Annotated in this window: 12 protein-coding genes; 10 read left to right on the top strand and 2 right to left on the bottom strand. The window is 33.4% G+C overall.

Annotation, left to right across the window (positions count from 1 at the left end; translation table 11 throughout):
- Window positions 1-10: 10 nt before the first annotated feature.
- On the bottom strand, window positions 11-652 hold the full coding sequence (gene trmB, locus BLS22_RS08395; RefSeq protein ID WP_090553305.1) for a tRNA (guanosine(46)-N7)-methyltransferase TrmB: 642 nt from the start codon (window positions 650-652) through the stop codon (window positions 11-13).
- Window positions 653-1,030: 378 nt separating this feature from the next.
- Between trmB and BLS22_RS08400 the strand changes: the two genes are divergently transcribed.
- The 3 genes from BLS22_RS08400 to BLS22_RS08410 all read left to right on the top strand — a co-directional run bounded on the left by BLS22_RS08400 (window position 1,031) and on the right by BLS22_RS08410 (window position 4,580).
- Window positions 1,031-1,300 (top strand): hypothetical protein, encoded by a 270-nt coding sequence (locus tag BLS22_RS08400; RefSeq protein WP_090553306.1) that lies wholly within the window; start codon window positions 1,031-1,033, stop codon window positions 1,298-1,300.
- Window positions 1,301-1,319: 19 nt separating this feature from the next.
- Window positions 1,320-3,224, top strand: a complete 1,905-nt coding sequence (locus tag BLS22_RS08405) for a YgiQ family radical SAM protein (protein ID WP_090553307.1) — start codon at window positions 1,320-1,322, stop codon at window positions 3,222-3,224.
- Between the two features lie 381 nt (window positions 3,225-3,605).
- Entirely contained in the window at window positions 3,606-4,580 is a 975-nt protein-coding gene (locus tag BLS22_RS08410) for a D-2-hydroxyacid dehydrogenase (protein WP_090553308.1), read from the top strand.
- Between the two features lie 238 nt (window positions 4,581-4,818).
- On the opposite strand, the gene BLS22_RS08415 is transcribed toward BLS22_RS08410, so the two are convergent.
- Window positions 4,819-5,883, bottom strand: coding sequence for a 4Fe-4S dicluster domain-containing protein (locus BLS22_RS08415; protein ID WP_176762110.1), 1,065 nt, complete (start codon window positions 5,881-5,883; stop codon window positions 4,819-4,821).
- 430 nt (window positions 5,884-6,313) lie between these two features.
- Here BLS22_RS08415 and BLS22_RS08420 point away from each other — a divergent pair, with 430 nt between their 5' ends.
- From BLS22_RS08420 to BLS22_RS08450, 7 genes are all read left to right on the top strand, one after another.
- Entirely contained in the window at window positions 6,314-8,293 is a 1,980-nt protein-coding gene (locus BLS22_RS08420) for a toprim domain-containing protein (RefSeq protein WP_090553309.1), read from the top strand.
- 437 nt (window positions 8,294-8,730) lie between these two features.
- Window positions 8,731-10,137: a sigma-54 interaction domain-containing protein gene (locus BLS22_RS08425; RefSeq protein ID WP_090553310.1), complete on the top strand. Its 1,407-nt coding sequence runs from the start codon at window positions 8,731-8,733 to the stop codon at window positions 10,135-10,137.
- Between the two features lie 244 nt (window positions 10,138-10,381).
- Window positions 10,382-11,803: a Na+/H+ antiporter NhaC gene (gene nhaC, locus BLS22_RS08430; RefSeq protein WP_244269508.1), complete on the top strand. Its 1,422-nt coding sequence runs from the start codon at window positions 10,382-10,384 to the stop codon at window positions 11,801-11,803.
- Between the two features lie 101 nt (window positions 11,804-11,904).
- Window positions 11,905-12,306, top strand: coding sequence for a hypothetical protein (locus tag BLS22_RS08435; RefSeq protein WP_330386505.1), 402 nt, complete (start codon window positions 11,905-11,907; stop codon window positions 12,304-12,306).
- Between the two features lie 27 nt (window positions 12,307-12,333).
- Window positions 12,334-13,851 carry a PDC sensor domain-containing protein gene (locus tag BLS22_RS08440; RefSeq protein ID WP_090553312.1) on the top strand — a complete coding sequence of 506 codons (1,518 nt, stop codon included), beginning with the start codon at window positions 12,334-12,336 and terminating at the stop codon, window positions 13,849-13,851.
- 297 nt (window positions 13,852-14,148) lie between these two features.
- Window positions 14,149-16,335 carry a DNA gyrase/topoisomerase IV subunit A gene (locus BLS22_RS08445; protein ID WP_090553313.1) on the top strand — a complete coding sequence of 729 codons (2,187 nt, stop codon included), beginning with the start codon at window positions 14,149-14,151 and terminating at the stop codon, window positions 16,333-16,335.
- A gap of 163 nt (window positions 16,336-16,498) precedes the next feature.
- Window positions 16,499-17,620, top strand: coding sequence for a coiled-coil domain-containing protein (locus BLS22_RS08450; RefSeq protein WP_090553314.1), 1,122 nt, complete (start codon window positions 16,499-16,501; stop codon window positions 17,618-17,620).
- Window positions 17,621-17,644 lie beyond the last annotated feature (24 nt).

The raw sequence follows: 17,644 nt of genomic DNA on the forward strand, positions 1-17,644 counted from the left end.
TTTCAAAATATTAAATTCGTTTTAATGCCTCACATCGATAGATTTTCATTCCCATGGCAGAAAATTTATCTTCGTATTCTGTAGTAACAGAATCCTTTGTTTCACTATGATGAAGGTCAAAGCTAATATTCCTTAAGAGAAGATCACTATTAGAAAATTGATTTAAAGAGAATTCAAAAAGTTTTTCATTATCGGTTTTAAAATGAATCTCTCCATCCCTTGTAAGAATAGACCTATATTTTTCTAAAAAATTTCTATGGGTAAGCCTTCGTTTCTCCCACCGCTTCTTAGGCCAAGGATCACAAAAATTAATATAGATTCTGCTTAGTTCACCCTCGTCAAAAATATCATCTATTTTGTTAATGTCATACCAAAGAAATACAATATTTTTTAAATTTTTAGCTTCCGCCTTTTCTACAGCCTTTAAAAGGACTTCCTCTTTTATCTCAATACCTATGTAATGGATATCAGGATTCATCTCAGCCAGGGTCGTAATAAACTGGCCCCTACCTGTTCCTAATTCTACATGGATATTTTTTTTCTCAATAAAATAATGCTCCCATTGGCCTTTATATTCTTCAGGCTGGTTACATAAATAAACCTCATGACTTAGTAATTTTTCCTTAGCTCCTGGTTTTTTTCTTCTTCTCATTTCTTCTTTTAAACTCCTTATTTGTATTTGATATGCTTTATTATACCATGATTGGAGTCAATCATGTACCCATTTTCCTCATTCTGCAGTTTGGGAAGATACATCTTCATCAAGGATTAAAAAAGTTTTTTTCAGGTGAACATTAACATAAAAGGAGCTGAAAGCAACAAGAACTAGAGGAATTGTTGCTTCAATAAAGAAAATCTGTTAAAGTAACCATAAGTAATGAGTATGATAGCCATAAACATAACAACGAATAATAAAATTAGGATATACTATATAGTGTTGAAAGAAATAAATAGATAAACTATATTTCAAATCCATAAATATATAGGAAAGTTGTTTGAATAAATACAGATCATAAGGAGGACAAGTTATATGAGATTAAAAGAATTAGCCGAAAAACTACAGGAGGACTTGGAGGCAGGCATTTTAAACTTTATTATTTACCAACAAGGAAGACAGTGGAAATATGAGGTATATGACAGCTGTAGTGAAAAAGTAAATGATGAGGAGGAAAAGAAGTATTTAACTATCAAACATAGGGTAGATGATAAAGCCATCATTGTAAATGGAAAAAAGAATTTTAGTTCCTATGATATAAAATATATCCAGAATCAAATTAAAAGCTTGCGAGGCAATAGATAATGCTAAAGGAATGATAGATATGATAAAGTTTTTACCCATAAATAAAAAGGATATGAAGGAAAGAGGGTGGGAGGAACTAGATTTTGTCCTGATTTCTGGAGATGCCTACGTAGATCACCCATCCTTTGGAGCAGCAGTCATAGGAAGGGTTTTAGAAAATAGAGGCTATAGGGTGGGTATCATAGCCCAACCCTCATGGAAGAGTGTCGAGGATTTTAAGGCTCTTGGCAAGCCAAAGCTGGGCTTTTTAGTTACTGCTGGGAACATAGACTCCATGGTAAATCACTATACAGTAGGGAAGAAGAAGAGAACTGACGACCTTTATTCCCCAGGAGGGAAAGGGGGGTATAGACCCGATAGGGCGTCTATTGTATATTCCCATAGAATTAAAGAGGCCTATAGGGATGTTCCTATAATTTTAGGAGGAATAGAGGCTAGCCTAAGGAGATTTGGCCACTATGATTATTGGACAGATAAGGTAAGAAAATCCATACTTTTAGATGCTAAAGCTGATTTAATCGTTTATGGGATGGGAGAACGTCAAATAGTAGAAATAGCAGAGGCTTTAGAAAGTGGTATCCCGGTAGAAGAAGTAACCTTTATAAAAGGAACTGTATATAAAACCAAGGATAAGCAAAGACCCTATAAGCCAGTGATTTTACCCCATTATGATGAAATAATCAAGTCTAAGAAAAAGTTTATAGAAAGCTTTATGCTACAATATAACAACATGGATGCTATAGTAGGAAAGCCTTTGGTGGAGCCCTATGATAGTTTTTATGTCGTACAAAATCCTCCCCATGAACCTATGGAACAAGGGGAACTAGATAATATCTATTCCTTACCCTATATGAGGACCTATCATCCTATATATGAGAAAAAAGGCGGAATACCGGCTATAAAAGAAGTAAAGTTTAGCCTAGTCAGTAATAGGGGCTGTTTTGGAAGCTGTAACTTCTGTGCCCTTACCTTTCATCAAGGAAGGGTAGTACAATCGAGAAGTCATGACTCAATACTAGCTGAAGCAAAAAAACTTGTAGCTGAGCCTGACTTTAAAGGATATATCCATGATGTAGGAGGTCCCACCGCCAATTTTCGTCATAGGGCCTGTGAAAAACAAGAAAAACATGGAGTTTGCATAAATAAACAATGCTTGTTTCCTAATCCATGTAAACAGCTTAAGATAGATCATAGGGATTACCTAAAGCTGTTGAGGGATTTAAGGAAGCTTCCCAAGGTTAAAAAGGTATTTATTCGTTCTGGATTAAGATATGATTATCTTATTCATGATAAGAATGATGAGTTTTTTAAAGAGCTATGTAAGCATCATATTAGTGGCCAGCTTAAGGTGGCACCAGAGCATATATCCTCTGGTGTATTAGAAAAGATGGGGAAACCCACAAAAGAAGTATATGATAGGTTTGTAAAAAAATACCATAAAATAAATGAAGATTTAGGGATGAAGCAATTTCTTATTCCATATCTTATGTCAAGTCACCCAGGCTCAACCCTAAAGGAAGCTGTTGAGCTGGCAGAATATCTTAGGGACTTAGGACATATGCCTGAACAGGTTCAGGATTTTTATCCAACCCCAGGAACATTATCTACATGCATGTATTATACAGAGTTAGACCCAAGAACCATGAAAAAAGTCTATGTACCTAAGTCGGCCCGTGAAAAGGCTATGCAAAGGGCTTTAATACAATATCGTAAGCCCCAAAACTATCAGTTGGTTTATGAAGCTTTGGTTAAAGCCGGGAGAACTGATTTAATCGGCTTCGGCAAAAACTGTTTAATAAGGCCAAGACAAGAGGTAGACCCATATAAGTCTAATCAATCAAAGGAAAATAGCAGAGGAACATATCAAGCAAAAAACAACAAAAGGCTAGATAAAAAAACAAAAACTAGGGGTAGAAAGAAGTAAAGCTCCAAATAAGATAAGGCTATAAATTAGCATTTTGGGATGAATAAAACTTTTTCATAAATCATTGTTTAAAAGATTATGGGAAAGAGCTGATGATGAAAGAGGGAGAGATGAGAAGGTAGTTATAGCTTCTGATTCCTATAAAGGGGAATAGGAAAAATCCATCATGATGCAGAGAATATAAGGATATTAAGGGTAGACGGTGGAGAAGGAACTGTAGCCCATTAGTAATAGGAATTAAGTCAAACTATGGAAACCCCTTTTAAGGGAATAGAGAATACTGGGGAAAATACAATGGGCGTACTAGATGTTAAGAATCGACTTCTGGTAAAACCACTGATTTTTAAAAGTTTTAAAAAGACATAAAGGTGGGAAAATAATATGAAAATTGTTGTACTGGACGGATATACATTAAATTCTGGAGATTTAAGTTGGGAGAAGTTAGAAAAAATTGGTGATGTAACTGTTTATGATCGTACCTCCTATGACTTAAAGGAACAGGATAAGGTTGTTGAAAGAGTTGGAGATGCAGAAATTGTTTTTACAAATAAAACTCCAGTAACAAGATATGCTATAGACAAAATGCCTAACTTAAAATACATAGGTGTTCTAGCAACAGGGTATAATGTAGTAGATATAGATGCAGCAAAGGAAAGAGGTGTAGTGGTAACCAATATACCTACCTATGGCACAACAGCAGTTTCACAAATGACCTTTGCACTATTGTTGGAATTATGTCATCATGTAGGACATCATAGTGAAGAAGTTAAAAAAGGAGCATGGACCAATAACCAGGATTGGTGTTTTTGGAACTATCCACTAATTGAGCTGGCAGGAAAAAATATGGGAATTATAGGTTTTGGCAGAATAGGTCAAGCAGTGGCACAAATTGCTGAAGCTTTTGGCATGAAGGTTTTAGCTTATGATAATTATCAAAACAAAGAACTAGAGAGGGATACATTAAAGTATGTAGAGTTGGATGAACTGCTGTCTGAGTCAGATGTTATTAGTTTGCATTGTCCTTTATTTGAAAGCAACCAAGGTATCATTAATAGAAATACAATTGCAAAAATGAAGGATAAGGTGATGATTATAAACACTTCTAGGGGACCCTTGATTGTAGAAGAAGACTTAGCTGAAGCTTTAAACAATGGCAAGGTGGCGGGTGCAGCAGTAGATGTAGTATCAACAGAACCTATTGAAAATAACAATCCCTTACTGACAGCTAAAAATTGTATTATCACTCCCCATATTGCATGGGCCCCTCATGAATCCCGTAAACGTCTGATGGATATAGCTGTAGACAATTTAGAAAAGTTCTTATTACAAAACCCCATAAATGTTGTTAATCTGTAGTTACATATAAGTTTGTTGTGATTTATGATGAAAATATTCTCTCAGAATTTATACTTATTCAATAAAGAAGTAGTATATAGTATCAAAGCTAATAAATTTGGCAAGTATTAGTACTACAACCTTTAGGCAATATGATGCAATAGGACTTCTCAAGTCGGTAAGAAGCAATTCATCAGGGGATGGGATCTATTGTAGGGAATGCAGAGATATTGGGAAAACCAATCCCTCTGCATTTCTTTTAGCGTAACCAATCGGGATTTCCAGGTACGAAGGGTCGTTTACCATATTTTTTTCTAAACTCACTAAGCACATCTGCTATGAGGGCATCATTGCCTTCAAAAGTATCTATATTTTTAATGGATTCCATTTCTTGGCTAAAGGGACAGCTAGATATACACATACCACAATCAGTACCCAAATACCTCCATTTAATATAGCAGGTTTCTTGATCAATAACCCAATTTAAGTTTCCATTAGTTTCTTTTTCTGTTTCATTGGATATGGATTGAGAAGGACATGTAAGACCACAGTTTTTACAGAGTCTACAAAAATCCTCAAGACCAAAGGAGATGGGGTCATCAATTTCAAGTTCTAAATTTGTAGTCACTACCCCAAGTCTAATTCTAGAACCATATTCCTTAGTGGTAAGTATCGTATTTCTACCTATTTCACCTAGACCAGCATCTTTAGCTACTAAAACAGGCATCAGTAGATAATTGGCATCCATATGATTTCTAGCTTCATAGCCTAGGCTTCGTATGTAATAACTGAGGATCATACCTATTATAGCTGCATCTACATAGCATTTAGATGTTTCTATGACCTCTGCAATCATAGGGCCCCTATTGATCATATCCTTATCCATTTCAACGGCAAAAACGATACCGTACTTATGATCTAGCTGGACTTGTTGGCCATAGTCCTCTGCATGTCTACCTCTGTGGGTATAAAAATGATAATCTTTAAGTTCTGTTATTCCTACTAGATTTGCTCCATATTTTTTAGCTAAACCCTTTATCCGTTTTGTTATAATTTTTGTATTACCTTCAACCTTTTCTGGATTAACAGGACCTTCACATAAATGTTTTATATCTCCTAAAAAGTCAAAGGCGGCACCGGCCATAGGAGAGTTCAGGGCGTTGTAGGTCATGGTACCTTCACTACAGAGATGGGGTCTTGTTCTTATACTATCATCGATAGCTTTTTTATCTGGATTCTTCCTATAGTAATCTTCATAGGCTTTAGTTCCTTTTTCATAGCCTACTCTAGCAAACATTGTATCTCTTTCATCAACTCTTTTCATTTATGTCCCCCCTAAAAATCAAATATCCATAAGTTTAGTATACTATTTAAATAGTAGTATTGCTACATTTAAGAATAAAGGTAACTACAATGATATAATTAAGTTAATGGATAAAAATATTAAAGAATATCTTTATCAACATAAGATCATAGACATCCCGCTTAGAAAAACGAATGGAGAAATGTTGATTCTATAAGCCTATATCTACAAACAAGTATATGCTTTTAAAAGTTCTTGCAAAACACTTGTTCGGCACTGATGCCTTTGATATACTGTTCAATAGAGAAAATATTTAATTATAAGGATTAGAAGGAAAAAAGTTTTAAATGTTTAATAGATAGTAAAAGACAGGCCATAAGATATGTAGATAGCATATCATTTTATATGATATGATTATAAATGGTATTTACAAGAGAAAAGAGGGGCAAAAATGACTATAAAAAATCAACAGGATTATGGTAACGATAGCTTATCAACCTTAGAAGAAAAGGATAAAGTGCGGCTTAGACCAGGAGTAATATTCGGGAGTGATGGTATAGAAGGGTGTCGTCATACTCTTGTGGAGATAGTAGCAAATGCTAGAGATGAAGCCCAAGAGGGTTTTGGAAATTTAATAGAAGTATTCCGTTACAAGGATAAATCCATAGAAGTAAGGGATAGGGGTAGAGGAATCCCTTTGGAGTATAATACAAAGGAAGAAAAGTATAATTGGGAGATTGTATTTTCAATCCTTTATGGCGGGGGCAAGTACAATAACAATTCTGGTAGTAATTATCAGTACAGTATTGGCCTAAATGGCCTGGGTACTGCAGCTACACAATTTGCATCGGAATATATGGATGTGGAGGTTTATCGAGATGGTCACAAATATCAGCTTCATTTTGAAAAGGGAGATAATATTGGTGGATTAATCAAGGAAAAATTTGATTATTTACATACTGGCACTATCATTAGATGGAAGCCTGATCTTGATGTTTTCAACGATATTGATATTCCCCTAAGTTTTTTTAAAGAAACCCTAAAAAGACAGGCCATTGTAAATAAGGGTATTACTTTTAAACTGTATGATGAAGAAACTGAGGAAACCTTTGAGTACTACTATAAAAATGGCATTATAGACTATGTCAAGGAGGTTAATGGGGACAAGAGTTTTACTGAACCTCAATATTTTGAAATTGAGACAAAGGGTAGGGATCGGGAAGATAAAGAGGAGTATAAGCTTAAAATTGAAGTGGCCTTTGTCTTCAATAATGAAAATACAGTTCTTGAATATTACCACAACTCTTCCTTTTTAGAGTATGGAGGATCTCCCGATAAGGCTGTTGATAGTGCCTTTTCCTCCCAAATCCATAGCTTTATTAAAGACAAAAACAAATATACAAAAAATGAGAAAAGGGTAACCTTTACAGATATTAAAGATAGTCTTATTTTAGTTACCAATACATACTCCACCATAACAAGCTATGAGAATCAAACAAAAAAAGCTATTACTAATAAATTTATTCAAGAAGCCATGACTGCCTTTTTGAAAGAAAAGCTAGAAATCTATTTTATAGAAAATCAAATGGATTTAGAAAAGATTATAGAACAAGTGCTGGTGAATAAACGAAGTAGAGAAAAGGCAGAACTCACTAGAATTGATGTTAGGAAAAAATTAAGTAAGGGTGTTGATAATTTTTCCAACAAGGTAAAAAAATTTGTGGATTGTAGAACTAAGGATATAACAAAAAGAGAGCTTTTTATTGTGGAGGGAGATTCGGCTTTAGGGTCAACAAAAATGGGAAGAGATGCAGATTTTCAAGCAATTATTCCTGTTCGGGGAAAGATATTAAATTGCTTAAAATCCGATTATGAAAAGATATTTAAAAATGATATTATTGTAGATCTTTTGAAGGTATTGGGCTGTGGTGTTGAAATAAAAAACAAACACAATGATTTAAGCTTTTTTGATATAGAAAAACTTAATTGGAATAAAATCATTATTTGTACAGATGCTGATGTAGATGGATTCCAGATTAGGACCTTAATTCTAACTATGCTCTACGTCCTTACTCCCACCTTGATAGAAAAGGGCTATGTATATATTGCAGAATCACCACTGTATGAGATTACCGATAGCAAGAATAATGTGTTTTTTGCCTATTCTGATGGGGAAAAAAACACAATTATAAAGAAACTAAAGAAAAATTATAAAATTCAAAGATCAAAGGGACTAGGAGAAAATGAACCTGAAATGATGTGGCAAACCACTATGAATCCAGAAACAAGAAGATTAATTAAAGTCACTCCTGCCGAAGCTCGAACTACAAAGGAAGCCTTTGAGTTATTTTTAGGAGATAACTTAGCAGGCAGAAAACAATATATTTCAGAGCATGGATATAAGTACATTGATGAATCTGATGTGATTTAAATTTTAAGCTTTTATAGGGGTTTGCATTTTTCGGTTGGCAGGTTACATCTGATGGATGTGTAGGGGTTGAAATTCTTTAGATGGTCACTTAAGGTGTGGATTGGACATTCCTTTAAATTAATAGAATAATACTTTTTATAAAAATAGTTTGTGGTATAATGAAAATAGAATGAATATGTCCTGTGCAATAAGAATACAGGTAGCAGAAGAAATCTCTTTAGAGCATATACAATTATTTGTACAAGATATGAGATATGGATTTTTTAACAAAAGAGTTGTAAAGTTGTAACTCCAGCTGAAGCCATAAAAATATTGGGGTTAAAACCCTTAACATCTAAAACTAAATTCACATACTAATCATTAACAATAAATTACCAGGAAAAGATTTCTCACCTGGTAATTTATTATTACTTACTACTTATCATACAAGTAAGGGAGTGATTCCTATAGATAAAGCCGACAGTGATTTTCTTTATAATAATATTATTGAGAATATTGATATAGGCATTAGAGTGATTGATAAAGATGGGAAAATAGTATATTGCAATGAAAAAGCTGGGGAAATATTTGAAATTCATCCTACCAAAGCAGTTGGGAAACATTTATTGGATTTACATGATGAATTAGGAGAGTATACAAGCACTCTTTTAAAATGCATGAGAAGTAGAATTAGAATTAAAAATAAGACAAAAGTTCACTTTAAAAGTAATGGAGAAAGTATATACCTAGTAGTCACAAATATCCCCATTATAGAGAAGGGAAATATTATTGGTGCCATTGAGTATGTTAAGACGAAAGATTCATTTGGAGATTTATTGGATCGTATAAGCAAAACTGATACAAATAGCTTGGGATCCAAACTCATCAAAGTATTGCCAAGAAATAAGTATTATGGATTTGAAGATTTTTTAACAATAGAAAAAGATTTGATTGGATTGTTGGAAAAAGCCAAAAAAATGGCTATTCTAGATTACAATGTACTAATCTATGGAGAAACTGGAACAGGCAAAGAGATACTATCCCAGAGCATTCATTTAAACAGCAAAAGAAATCATAATAAATTTGTTGCTCAAAATTGCGCAGCTATACCTGAAACCCTATTGGAATCTATTTTCTTTGGAACAGAGGCAGGAAGTTTTACAGGAGCAATAACAAAACCTGGATTATTTGAGGAAGCCAATGGTGGAACTTTACTGCTTGATGAGTTAAATTCTTTACCTACCTACTTGCAAGCTAAGCTATTAAGAGTATTGGAAGAAAAGAGAATCCGAAGAGTAGGAGGTAAAAATGATATTGATTTAAATGTAAGAGTTATTTGCACCACAAATGAGAAACCTGAGCAATTAATAAAAGAGGGTAGACTAAGAGAAGATCTTTATTACCGTTTAGGACCAATTTATCTAAACATACCTCCCCTAAGGGAAAGAAAATCAGATATAGATTACTTGACTAGAGTTTTTATGAAAAGAGAAAGTAAAGCCCTTAAAGTACTTGAACCACAAGTATCTGTTGAAGTGAAGAAAATTTTCAGGGATTATCACTGGCCTGGCAATGTAAGAGAATTGAAAAATGTTATTAGTTTGATACTAATGGATGCTTATGGTGCCAAGCAAGTAGAAATAGAACATATTCCAGAGGCTATGTCCAGACAGGTATTGGTTAACTCTGAGATTAACTTTGATTTAAATGAAACAACTTATCAGGATAGGATAAATGAGTTTGAAAGAAGGATAATAAAAAAAGCTTTAGAGATTACCAATGGAAATGTAACAGAAGCATCAAAACTATTAGGAGTTAAGAGACAGACATTACAGTATAAAATTAAAAAGATGTCAATAGAATAAACGCCAAAATATTAGCAATTGCTAAATATTTGGCGTTTATTCTATTTAAGAAAGATCTTGTGTTTATAGCATGTTAAAGAAATTAGTTTAAAAAATTGACAATATTTTGTCTATTTATTTAAAAATGCAAACACAAATACTCTAAGACACTGTAAAATGCTAGATTAAAAGGATTGTTCTATTGTGGTATAATGGCATAGTTTTTGCAATAAAAACAAGTAATTAAAAGATGGGAGGTAATAATATGAAAGCAATTAAAAAAATGAGGGAAATAAGGACACCTAAACTGTGGGAAGCCCTTGTTCCAATTTTTGCCATGATGATAATCATCATTGTGGGAATTTTAAAGTATGAATTGGAGCCACATATTCCGATTGTTTTAGCCTCTATTATTGCAGCTATAATGGCATATAGGGTAGGACATTCTTGGTCCAGTATTTTAGGTGGTATGCTGGAAAGTATCCATCGAGCATTAGAAGCACTTATTATTGTCATGATTGTAGGTATGCTTATTGGTACATGGGTATCTGCTGGAACTGTTCCTGCTATGGTTTACTATGGTCTTGGAATAATATCTCCCAAGTGGTTTCTTCCCACAGGAGCAATTCTTTGTGCAATAGTATCTTTATCAACAGGAAGTTCATGGACTTCATCAGGAACAGTAGGTATCGCTCTTATGAGTATCGCTGTTGGACTAGGCATAAATCCTGCATTAGCAGCAGGTATGGTTATTTCTGGAGCATATTTTGGAGATAAATTGTCTCCGTTGTCTGATAGTACAAACGTCGCCGCAGCAACAGCAGGAGCACCATTATATGAACATGTTGGTTCCATGATGAGAACTACTATACCAAGCTTTGCAATAGCCTTAGTGATTTACTCAATTATTGGCATTACAGTTGGTGGGGGGGACTATGATCCAGAAAGAGTAGAATTAATTAGAATGACCATATTGGATAATTTCAATATCAACCTATGGCTTTTAATTCCTCCATTATTTGTTATTTTTGCAGCGATCAAAAAGGTTCCCAGTATACCATCTCTACTATCTGCAGCTGGTTTAGGTGGATTGTTTGGTATTATATTCCAAGGAAGAAATATTGGAGAAGTCTTGATGAATTTCCATTACGGATTTGAAGCTGACACCGGAGTTTCTGTAGTAGACAGATTATTGAATCGAGGTGGTGTAGATTCAATGATGTGGACAATATCTTTGATTATTTTTGCGTTAGCATTTGGAGGGATATTGGAAAGAGGCGGATTTACGAATGTCATCTTAAGCAGATTGGTGAATAGAGTAAAGACTGTTGGAGGTCTTGTCACATTAACAGTTACAACTGGGATATTGAGCAATTTTATTCTTACAGATCAGTATCTATCAATAATTGTACCTGGAAGAATGTATGTAGGAGCTTTTGATAAACTTAATCTAGATCGCAAATTTTTATCAAGAACCCTTGAAGATGGTGGTACCATGTGGTCTCCCCTTTGCCCGTGGAATGGTTGTGGGGCCTATCAAGCAGCCACTTTAGGTGTAGCTACCTTCTCTTATTTACCTTTTGCTTTTATGAATCTTATAAATCCAATAGTAGCAATAGTATTTGCATATCTTGGAATTTCAGTATTTTATAAAAAAGAACAAAATCCAGAAGTTGTTAATTCATAAATAAATCTCAGGAAAAGCCTCAAAGTAGTTGGGGCTTTTCTAGATTTAAGATATAATGGTTTTAAAGCCTAATATAGATACAGGGGGTGTGGTACTTGGAGATGATTGACATATCCAAAACAAATCCAAATAATAGAGTCTATAAAGTTATGAGTGTAATTCTAGGAGGAATTTTAATTATTACTGGTATAGTTAATTTATCAATAATAAATTTGCTTATTGGAATTTTATTATTGTTTTACTCAACCTACAACAAGAAAGTATTCTTATTACCAGATGGTTTGGTGAGTACATACACTGGCTTTTTATTTAAACAAACCGATAAGTATGACTTAAAAAGTGTTAAAGAAGTTGATATAATTATTCATGGGTCTAAGGGAATTTTGTTTTTCATGAAAGACGAATTTGCAAGAAAAGTTGAAGTTGACAACAAGCAAATTGATGAAATCAATTTATTTTTGAAAAAACATACAGACATTAAAGTTAAAATTAAACCACAATAATTTTTCAAAAGGTCTTGGAGGGTAAGGATGAAAAGTATAAGAACAAGAATTATTCTTTTGAGTTGTCTAATTTGTATAGGGAGTATTTTGTGCACAACTTTTATAGGATATTCAATTGTATCAGATAATATAAAAGTTCAAACCTTTGGAAGGTTAGATGAAATATCAAGAAAGCATGCAAATGATATAGAAGGTTGGTTTATCCTTCAAACAAGATTAATGGAGGAACTCTACAGTGAGCTTATATACAGAAACTATTATTCTGGGAATGATTCTTTAATCAACTACTTAGATTTCAAAAACAAGAACAATGCAGATATAATAGAGTACTATATTGCTTATCCAGACAATTCCTTTATAACAGGTGAGGGTTGGTGGATACCTGATAAAGATTACAATGTCCAAGAGAGAGAGTGGTACGTAAATGCAGTTGAGAATGATGGAATTTTCTTATCTTCACCATATGTTGATGCTAATCATGGGGGAATAATTGTTACTTTATCAAGAGCCATATGGCATAAAGAAAAACTAATAGGAGTACTGGGAGCAGATATTGGAATGGAACACTTAGGAAATGTAATGGATCAATCGCGGCCCATGGAAGGTAGCTATGCTTTTATAGCTGATAATAATGGAAATATCCTTGCTCATCCAAACGACAAATTCCTTTTTTTACCAAATAAAGGAATGACAAATGTAGATTCTATTTTTATTAATGGGTACGAAGAGGTATTTATTGGTGATAGAAAACTTAACAGGGTTTTAGACTATGATGGCGAAAAAAGATTTATATCCTACACAAAATTAGGCTTCAGTGGTTGGCATATTGGCTTGGCTATAGAAGAAGATGCCGTAATGAGTCCTTTAAATAGAATAGTGCAAAACGCTATTTTGTTAACTTTGATATTAACTACAATATCTGTAGGACTTACTTTTGTATTGGGAAATTCAATAGCAAAACCTATAAAAGAAGCAGCGAATTATATAGAGACAATGGCAAAGTGGGATATAACTGAAGAACCAAAACAACAATTTAAAAGCAAGAATGATGAAATTGGGACAATGTTTGTATCGTTTCAGCTTATAGTTGATAGTTTAAGAGAGTTCATAGAGGATTTAAAAACTATTACAGCTAAAGTTTCTATATTTTCCGATGAGTTAGCAATTATTTCTTTAAAGACTAGTAAAGACATAGACAATATGGCAGAAATAACCCATTCGATTACAGAGATCAAAGGAATTGAAGCAAAGAAAATAGAGGACATCAGTCTTTTACTTAACTCTTTACAAGAAAAGATAGACCAAGATATACTTTCAAATGTCATAGACGATAAGGGTAGAGAGATAGTGTTTTTACTTGAGGAAATACTAAAACAATATAATCACTTAAAGGACTTAAAAGATTTTGAATCTAAAGAAACAGATGGAGTATACTCTTCCATAGAAAAACAAAGGCTTGTGATGGAGGAAATTGCTTCAGCAAGCCAATGTCTAGCTGAGTTAGGAGAAGAATTAAACTCATATATTTCAAGATTTAAATCCTAACAAACAAAGAACTATCCCCTTCTACTATTATGCAAAGATAATTAAAGTGTGATTTACTAATTGTATAATTTACATTTTGCAAGAGATCGATACTTTCTTGACTATAGGCTACAATAGTAGTTGGCATAATCCTGCTCTCTTTTGATAATGTTTATTAGTTAATTAATGATTATCATGGGATCAGAGTAAAAAATATTAATTTATATAAGACTTTTATTTTTTATACTTATGGAACAATTATATTAATGGACAAATTTATAGGAAATTATATTTAAAAAACAAAAGGAGTCGGTACATATGCAGTCTAAATTAACTCATCTAAATGTGATAGAAACCTTAGAAAAAAATTACATGCCCTATTCCATGAGTGTAATTGTCTCTAGAGCGTTACCTGAGATTGATGGATTAAAACCATCCCATCGTAAATTACTCTATACTATGTTTAAAATGGGACTATTAAAGGGAACAAAAACCAAGTCGGCAAATATTGTTGGACAAACCATGAAATTAAATCCCCATGGAGATGCTGCCATCTACGAGACAATGGTACGATTAACCAGAGGAAATGAAGCCCTTCTCCATCCCCTTATAGATAGTAAAGGTAATTTTGGGAAAAACTACTCTAAAGAAATGGCCTATGCAGCACCACGATATACTGAAGCAAAATTAGAAGGAATTTGTGAAGAGTTTTTTAAGGATATTCATAAGGATACAGTGGATTTTGTACCTAACTATGACAATACAATAGAAGAACCTAAACTGCTTCCTACTACCTTTCCCAATATTTTAGCAAATCCTAATATGGGAATAGCTGTCGGTATGGCAAGCTCTATTTGTAGCTTTAATTTAAAGGAAGTATGTGAAGCAACAATTGAATTCCTCAAGGATGAAGAGGTGGAAGTAACTCAATATTTGAAAGCTCCTGACTTCTCATCGGGGGGACAGCTTATCCTTAATAAAAAAGAATTGAATACCATCTATACTACAGGTAGAGGTAGCTTTCATTTAAGAGGAAAATATCAATATGATAAGAAAAATAATTGTATAGAAATCTATGAAATTCCCTACACCACCACCACAGAAGCTATTATAGAAAAAATTATTGAACTGGTTAAGGCAGGGAAAATTAAGGATATTAATGATATAAGGGATGAGACCGACAAAGAAGGTCTAAAGATCACCATAGATTTAAAAAGAAATACAGATCCTGAACACTTGATGAATAGATTATACAAGATGACAACTCTACAGGACACCTTCAGCTGTAACTTTAACATTTTGATTAATGGTAACCCAAGAGTTCTAGGAGTAAAAGACATTATCAAAGAGTGGACCCTGTTTAGAATTCAATGTGTTAAAAGACAATTAACCTTTGATATCCATCATAAAAACCAAAGATTACATCTATTAAAGGGTTTGGAAAAAATTCTCCTGGACATCGATCGAGCAGTAAAAATTGTAAAGGACACAAAAAAGGACAAAGAGGTTGTTCCCAATCTTATGAAAGGGTTTGAAATAGACGAGGTTCAAGCTGAGTTCATTGCAGATATTAAGTTAAGAAACTTTAATCAAGAATATATTTTAAATAAAACTAAGGACATCAAAACCCTTGAAAAAGAAATAAAAACCTTAGATGCTATCTTGAAAAATGAAGAGAAAATTAAGAAAGTTATTATTAAGGAGTTGCAGGAAGTATCCGAAAAATATGGAAACCCTAGAAAAACAGAAATTATTGAAGAAAAACACATAGAAGTAGTTACAGAAGAGCTTTTTATTGAGGACTATAACATAAAATTATTTTTAACCAATGAAAACTATCTTAAAAAGATATCGTTAGCATCCTTAAGAAGTAGTAGCAATGGTCATAAGTTAAAGGACAATGATTTTATTGTTCAAGAAGTGGAAGGAACCAACAAGTCAGATTTACTTCTATTCTCAAATAAACACATAGTTTATAAAATAAAATGCCATGAGTTGGAGGATAAAAAGACAAGTAGCTTAGGAGATTATTTAAAGAACCTTTTAGCCCTAGAGGATGATGAAAAAATCATTTATATGGTTGCTACTGATGACTATAAGGGCCACATGTTATTTTTCTATAGTAGTGGCAAATGTGCTAAAATTCCTATGGAAAGCTATCAAACAAAGACAAATAGAAAGCAATTGGCAAATGCCTATTCCTCTGAAAGTCAATTGGTGTACATGGAGCATATCAAAGAAGATAAGGAACTAGTGGCAGTAAGTAGTATTAAAAAAATCTTGGTTTTTGATACCAAACAAATTAATGAAAAAACCACAAGAAACTCTATTGGAATACAAGTATTGAAGTCTAAAAAAGATAGTACATTATCGACAATCAAGACTTTAGAGGAAGTGGATTTTGCAGACGTGGATTATTACCGAGGAAATATACCAGCTATTGGCACCTTCTTGAAGAAGGAGGATTTGCTTGAAAGAGGCGTGGAAAATTTAAAGTTTATATAAGTTAAGGGACACATAGTCCCTTTTTTCATTTGATTACTTAGTAGTATTTTATTTATAAGTACTATCATTGTAAAAAAAGATTTTAGTATAAACATTATTTTGGTAAAATTAGATTATAATGAATTTTAAGAAATTATTTTCCGGTCCAGAGAGGGGGAGGTGTATGTCTAAGTTAAGAAAGATAAAACTGTTTTTAGGTTTTAGCTTATTTTTTATTTTCTTCTTTGGGTTTGTATTTTCAAGTATAGCAGTTAGCCAAACAGATTTATTTTTGGAAATTCAACAAAAGTTGGATGGAATTTCTGAGGAAGAAAAAGAAATTCTTCAAAATCTCTTTAGTCTAGTGCAGGAGATAAAAGAGGTAGAGAGGGAGGAAACAGAGATTATTGAAGATATAGAAGTAATCAATCAAGAAATTACAATTCTGGAATCGACGATTGCTGTTGAAGAAATAGCCTATGAAAAGAAACGAGAAGACCTAAAGCAAGTCCTTAAGAGTTATCAAAGAAGGGGACCAGGGTCTTATTTGGAGATAATTTTAGATTCCGATAACCTTACTACCTTTCTTAGGAGGTTAAATATCCTACGGGATATTACTCGAAACACAGGAGAACTTTTGGGTTCACTGGAGGAGAGTAACGAAAATCTGATCATGGAAAGAATGAAATTAACCGAAAAGCTTGTGATGATGGAGGAAAAACAGGAGAAATTAAGGACATCTCTAGCAAAGAAATTACAGGTAAAAGAGGATATGGAGAAGTATCTTATAGCTTTAGAAGAAGAACAAGAATATTATTTTCAACATCTGATGAATATACAGCAGGTGTGGGAAGAGATAAAGCCATTATTTTCAGAAGCTGCAAGGGAGTTTTCTCGTATTATCCAGGAGGACAATCTACCTGCAGATGCCCTAAAAACAACTTTTTCTTTCCTAAGGATTAAGGGAATCCTAGATGAGAAAACCCTTAACGATATAGTTATAGGACAACCCCGTTTACCTAAAATGATTTTTAGCTTACATCCAGAGAAAATTGAAATAGCATTACCTGAAAAAAACCTCATTGTAGCAGGAACATTTATAATAGAGGGAGGACATACTTTAAAATTCCAAGCTGAAGAAGGAAGTTTTTATGGCATGCCACTAGAAGCTGGGACGATAGAAGAATTATTCCGGGAGGGTCATTTAGCATTAAATCTTAGGCCATTGATAGGTGATAATATCCTACGATCCGTAGAAATTATGGAAGGCCATTTGGAATTAATCATTATACCAGTTTTATTTTAATACAATACTGGGGAGGAACTAAAA

Origin of the sequence: Natronincola ferrireducens (assembly GCF_900100845.1) — a bacterium.
GTDB classification, from domain to species: domain Bacteria; phylum Bacillota; class Clostridia; order Peptostreptococcales; family Natronincolaceae; genus Natronincola_B; species Natronincola_B ferrireducens.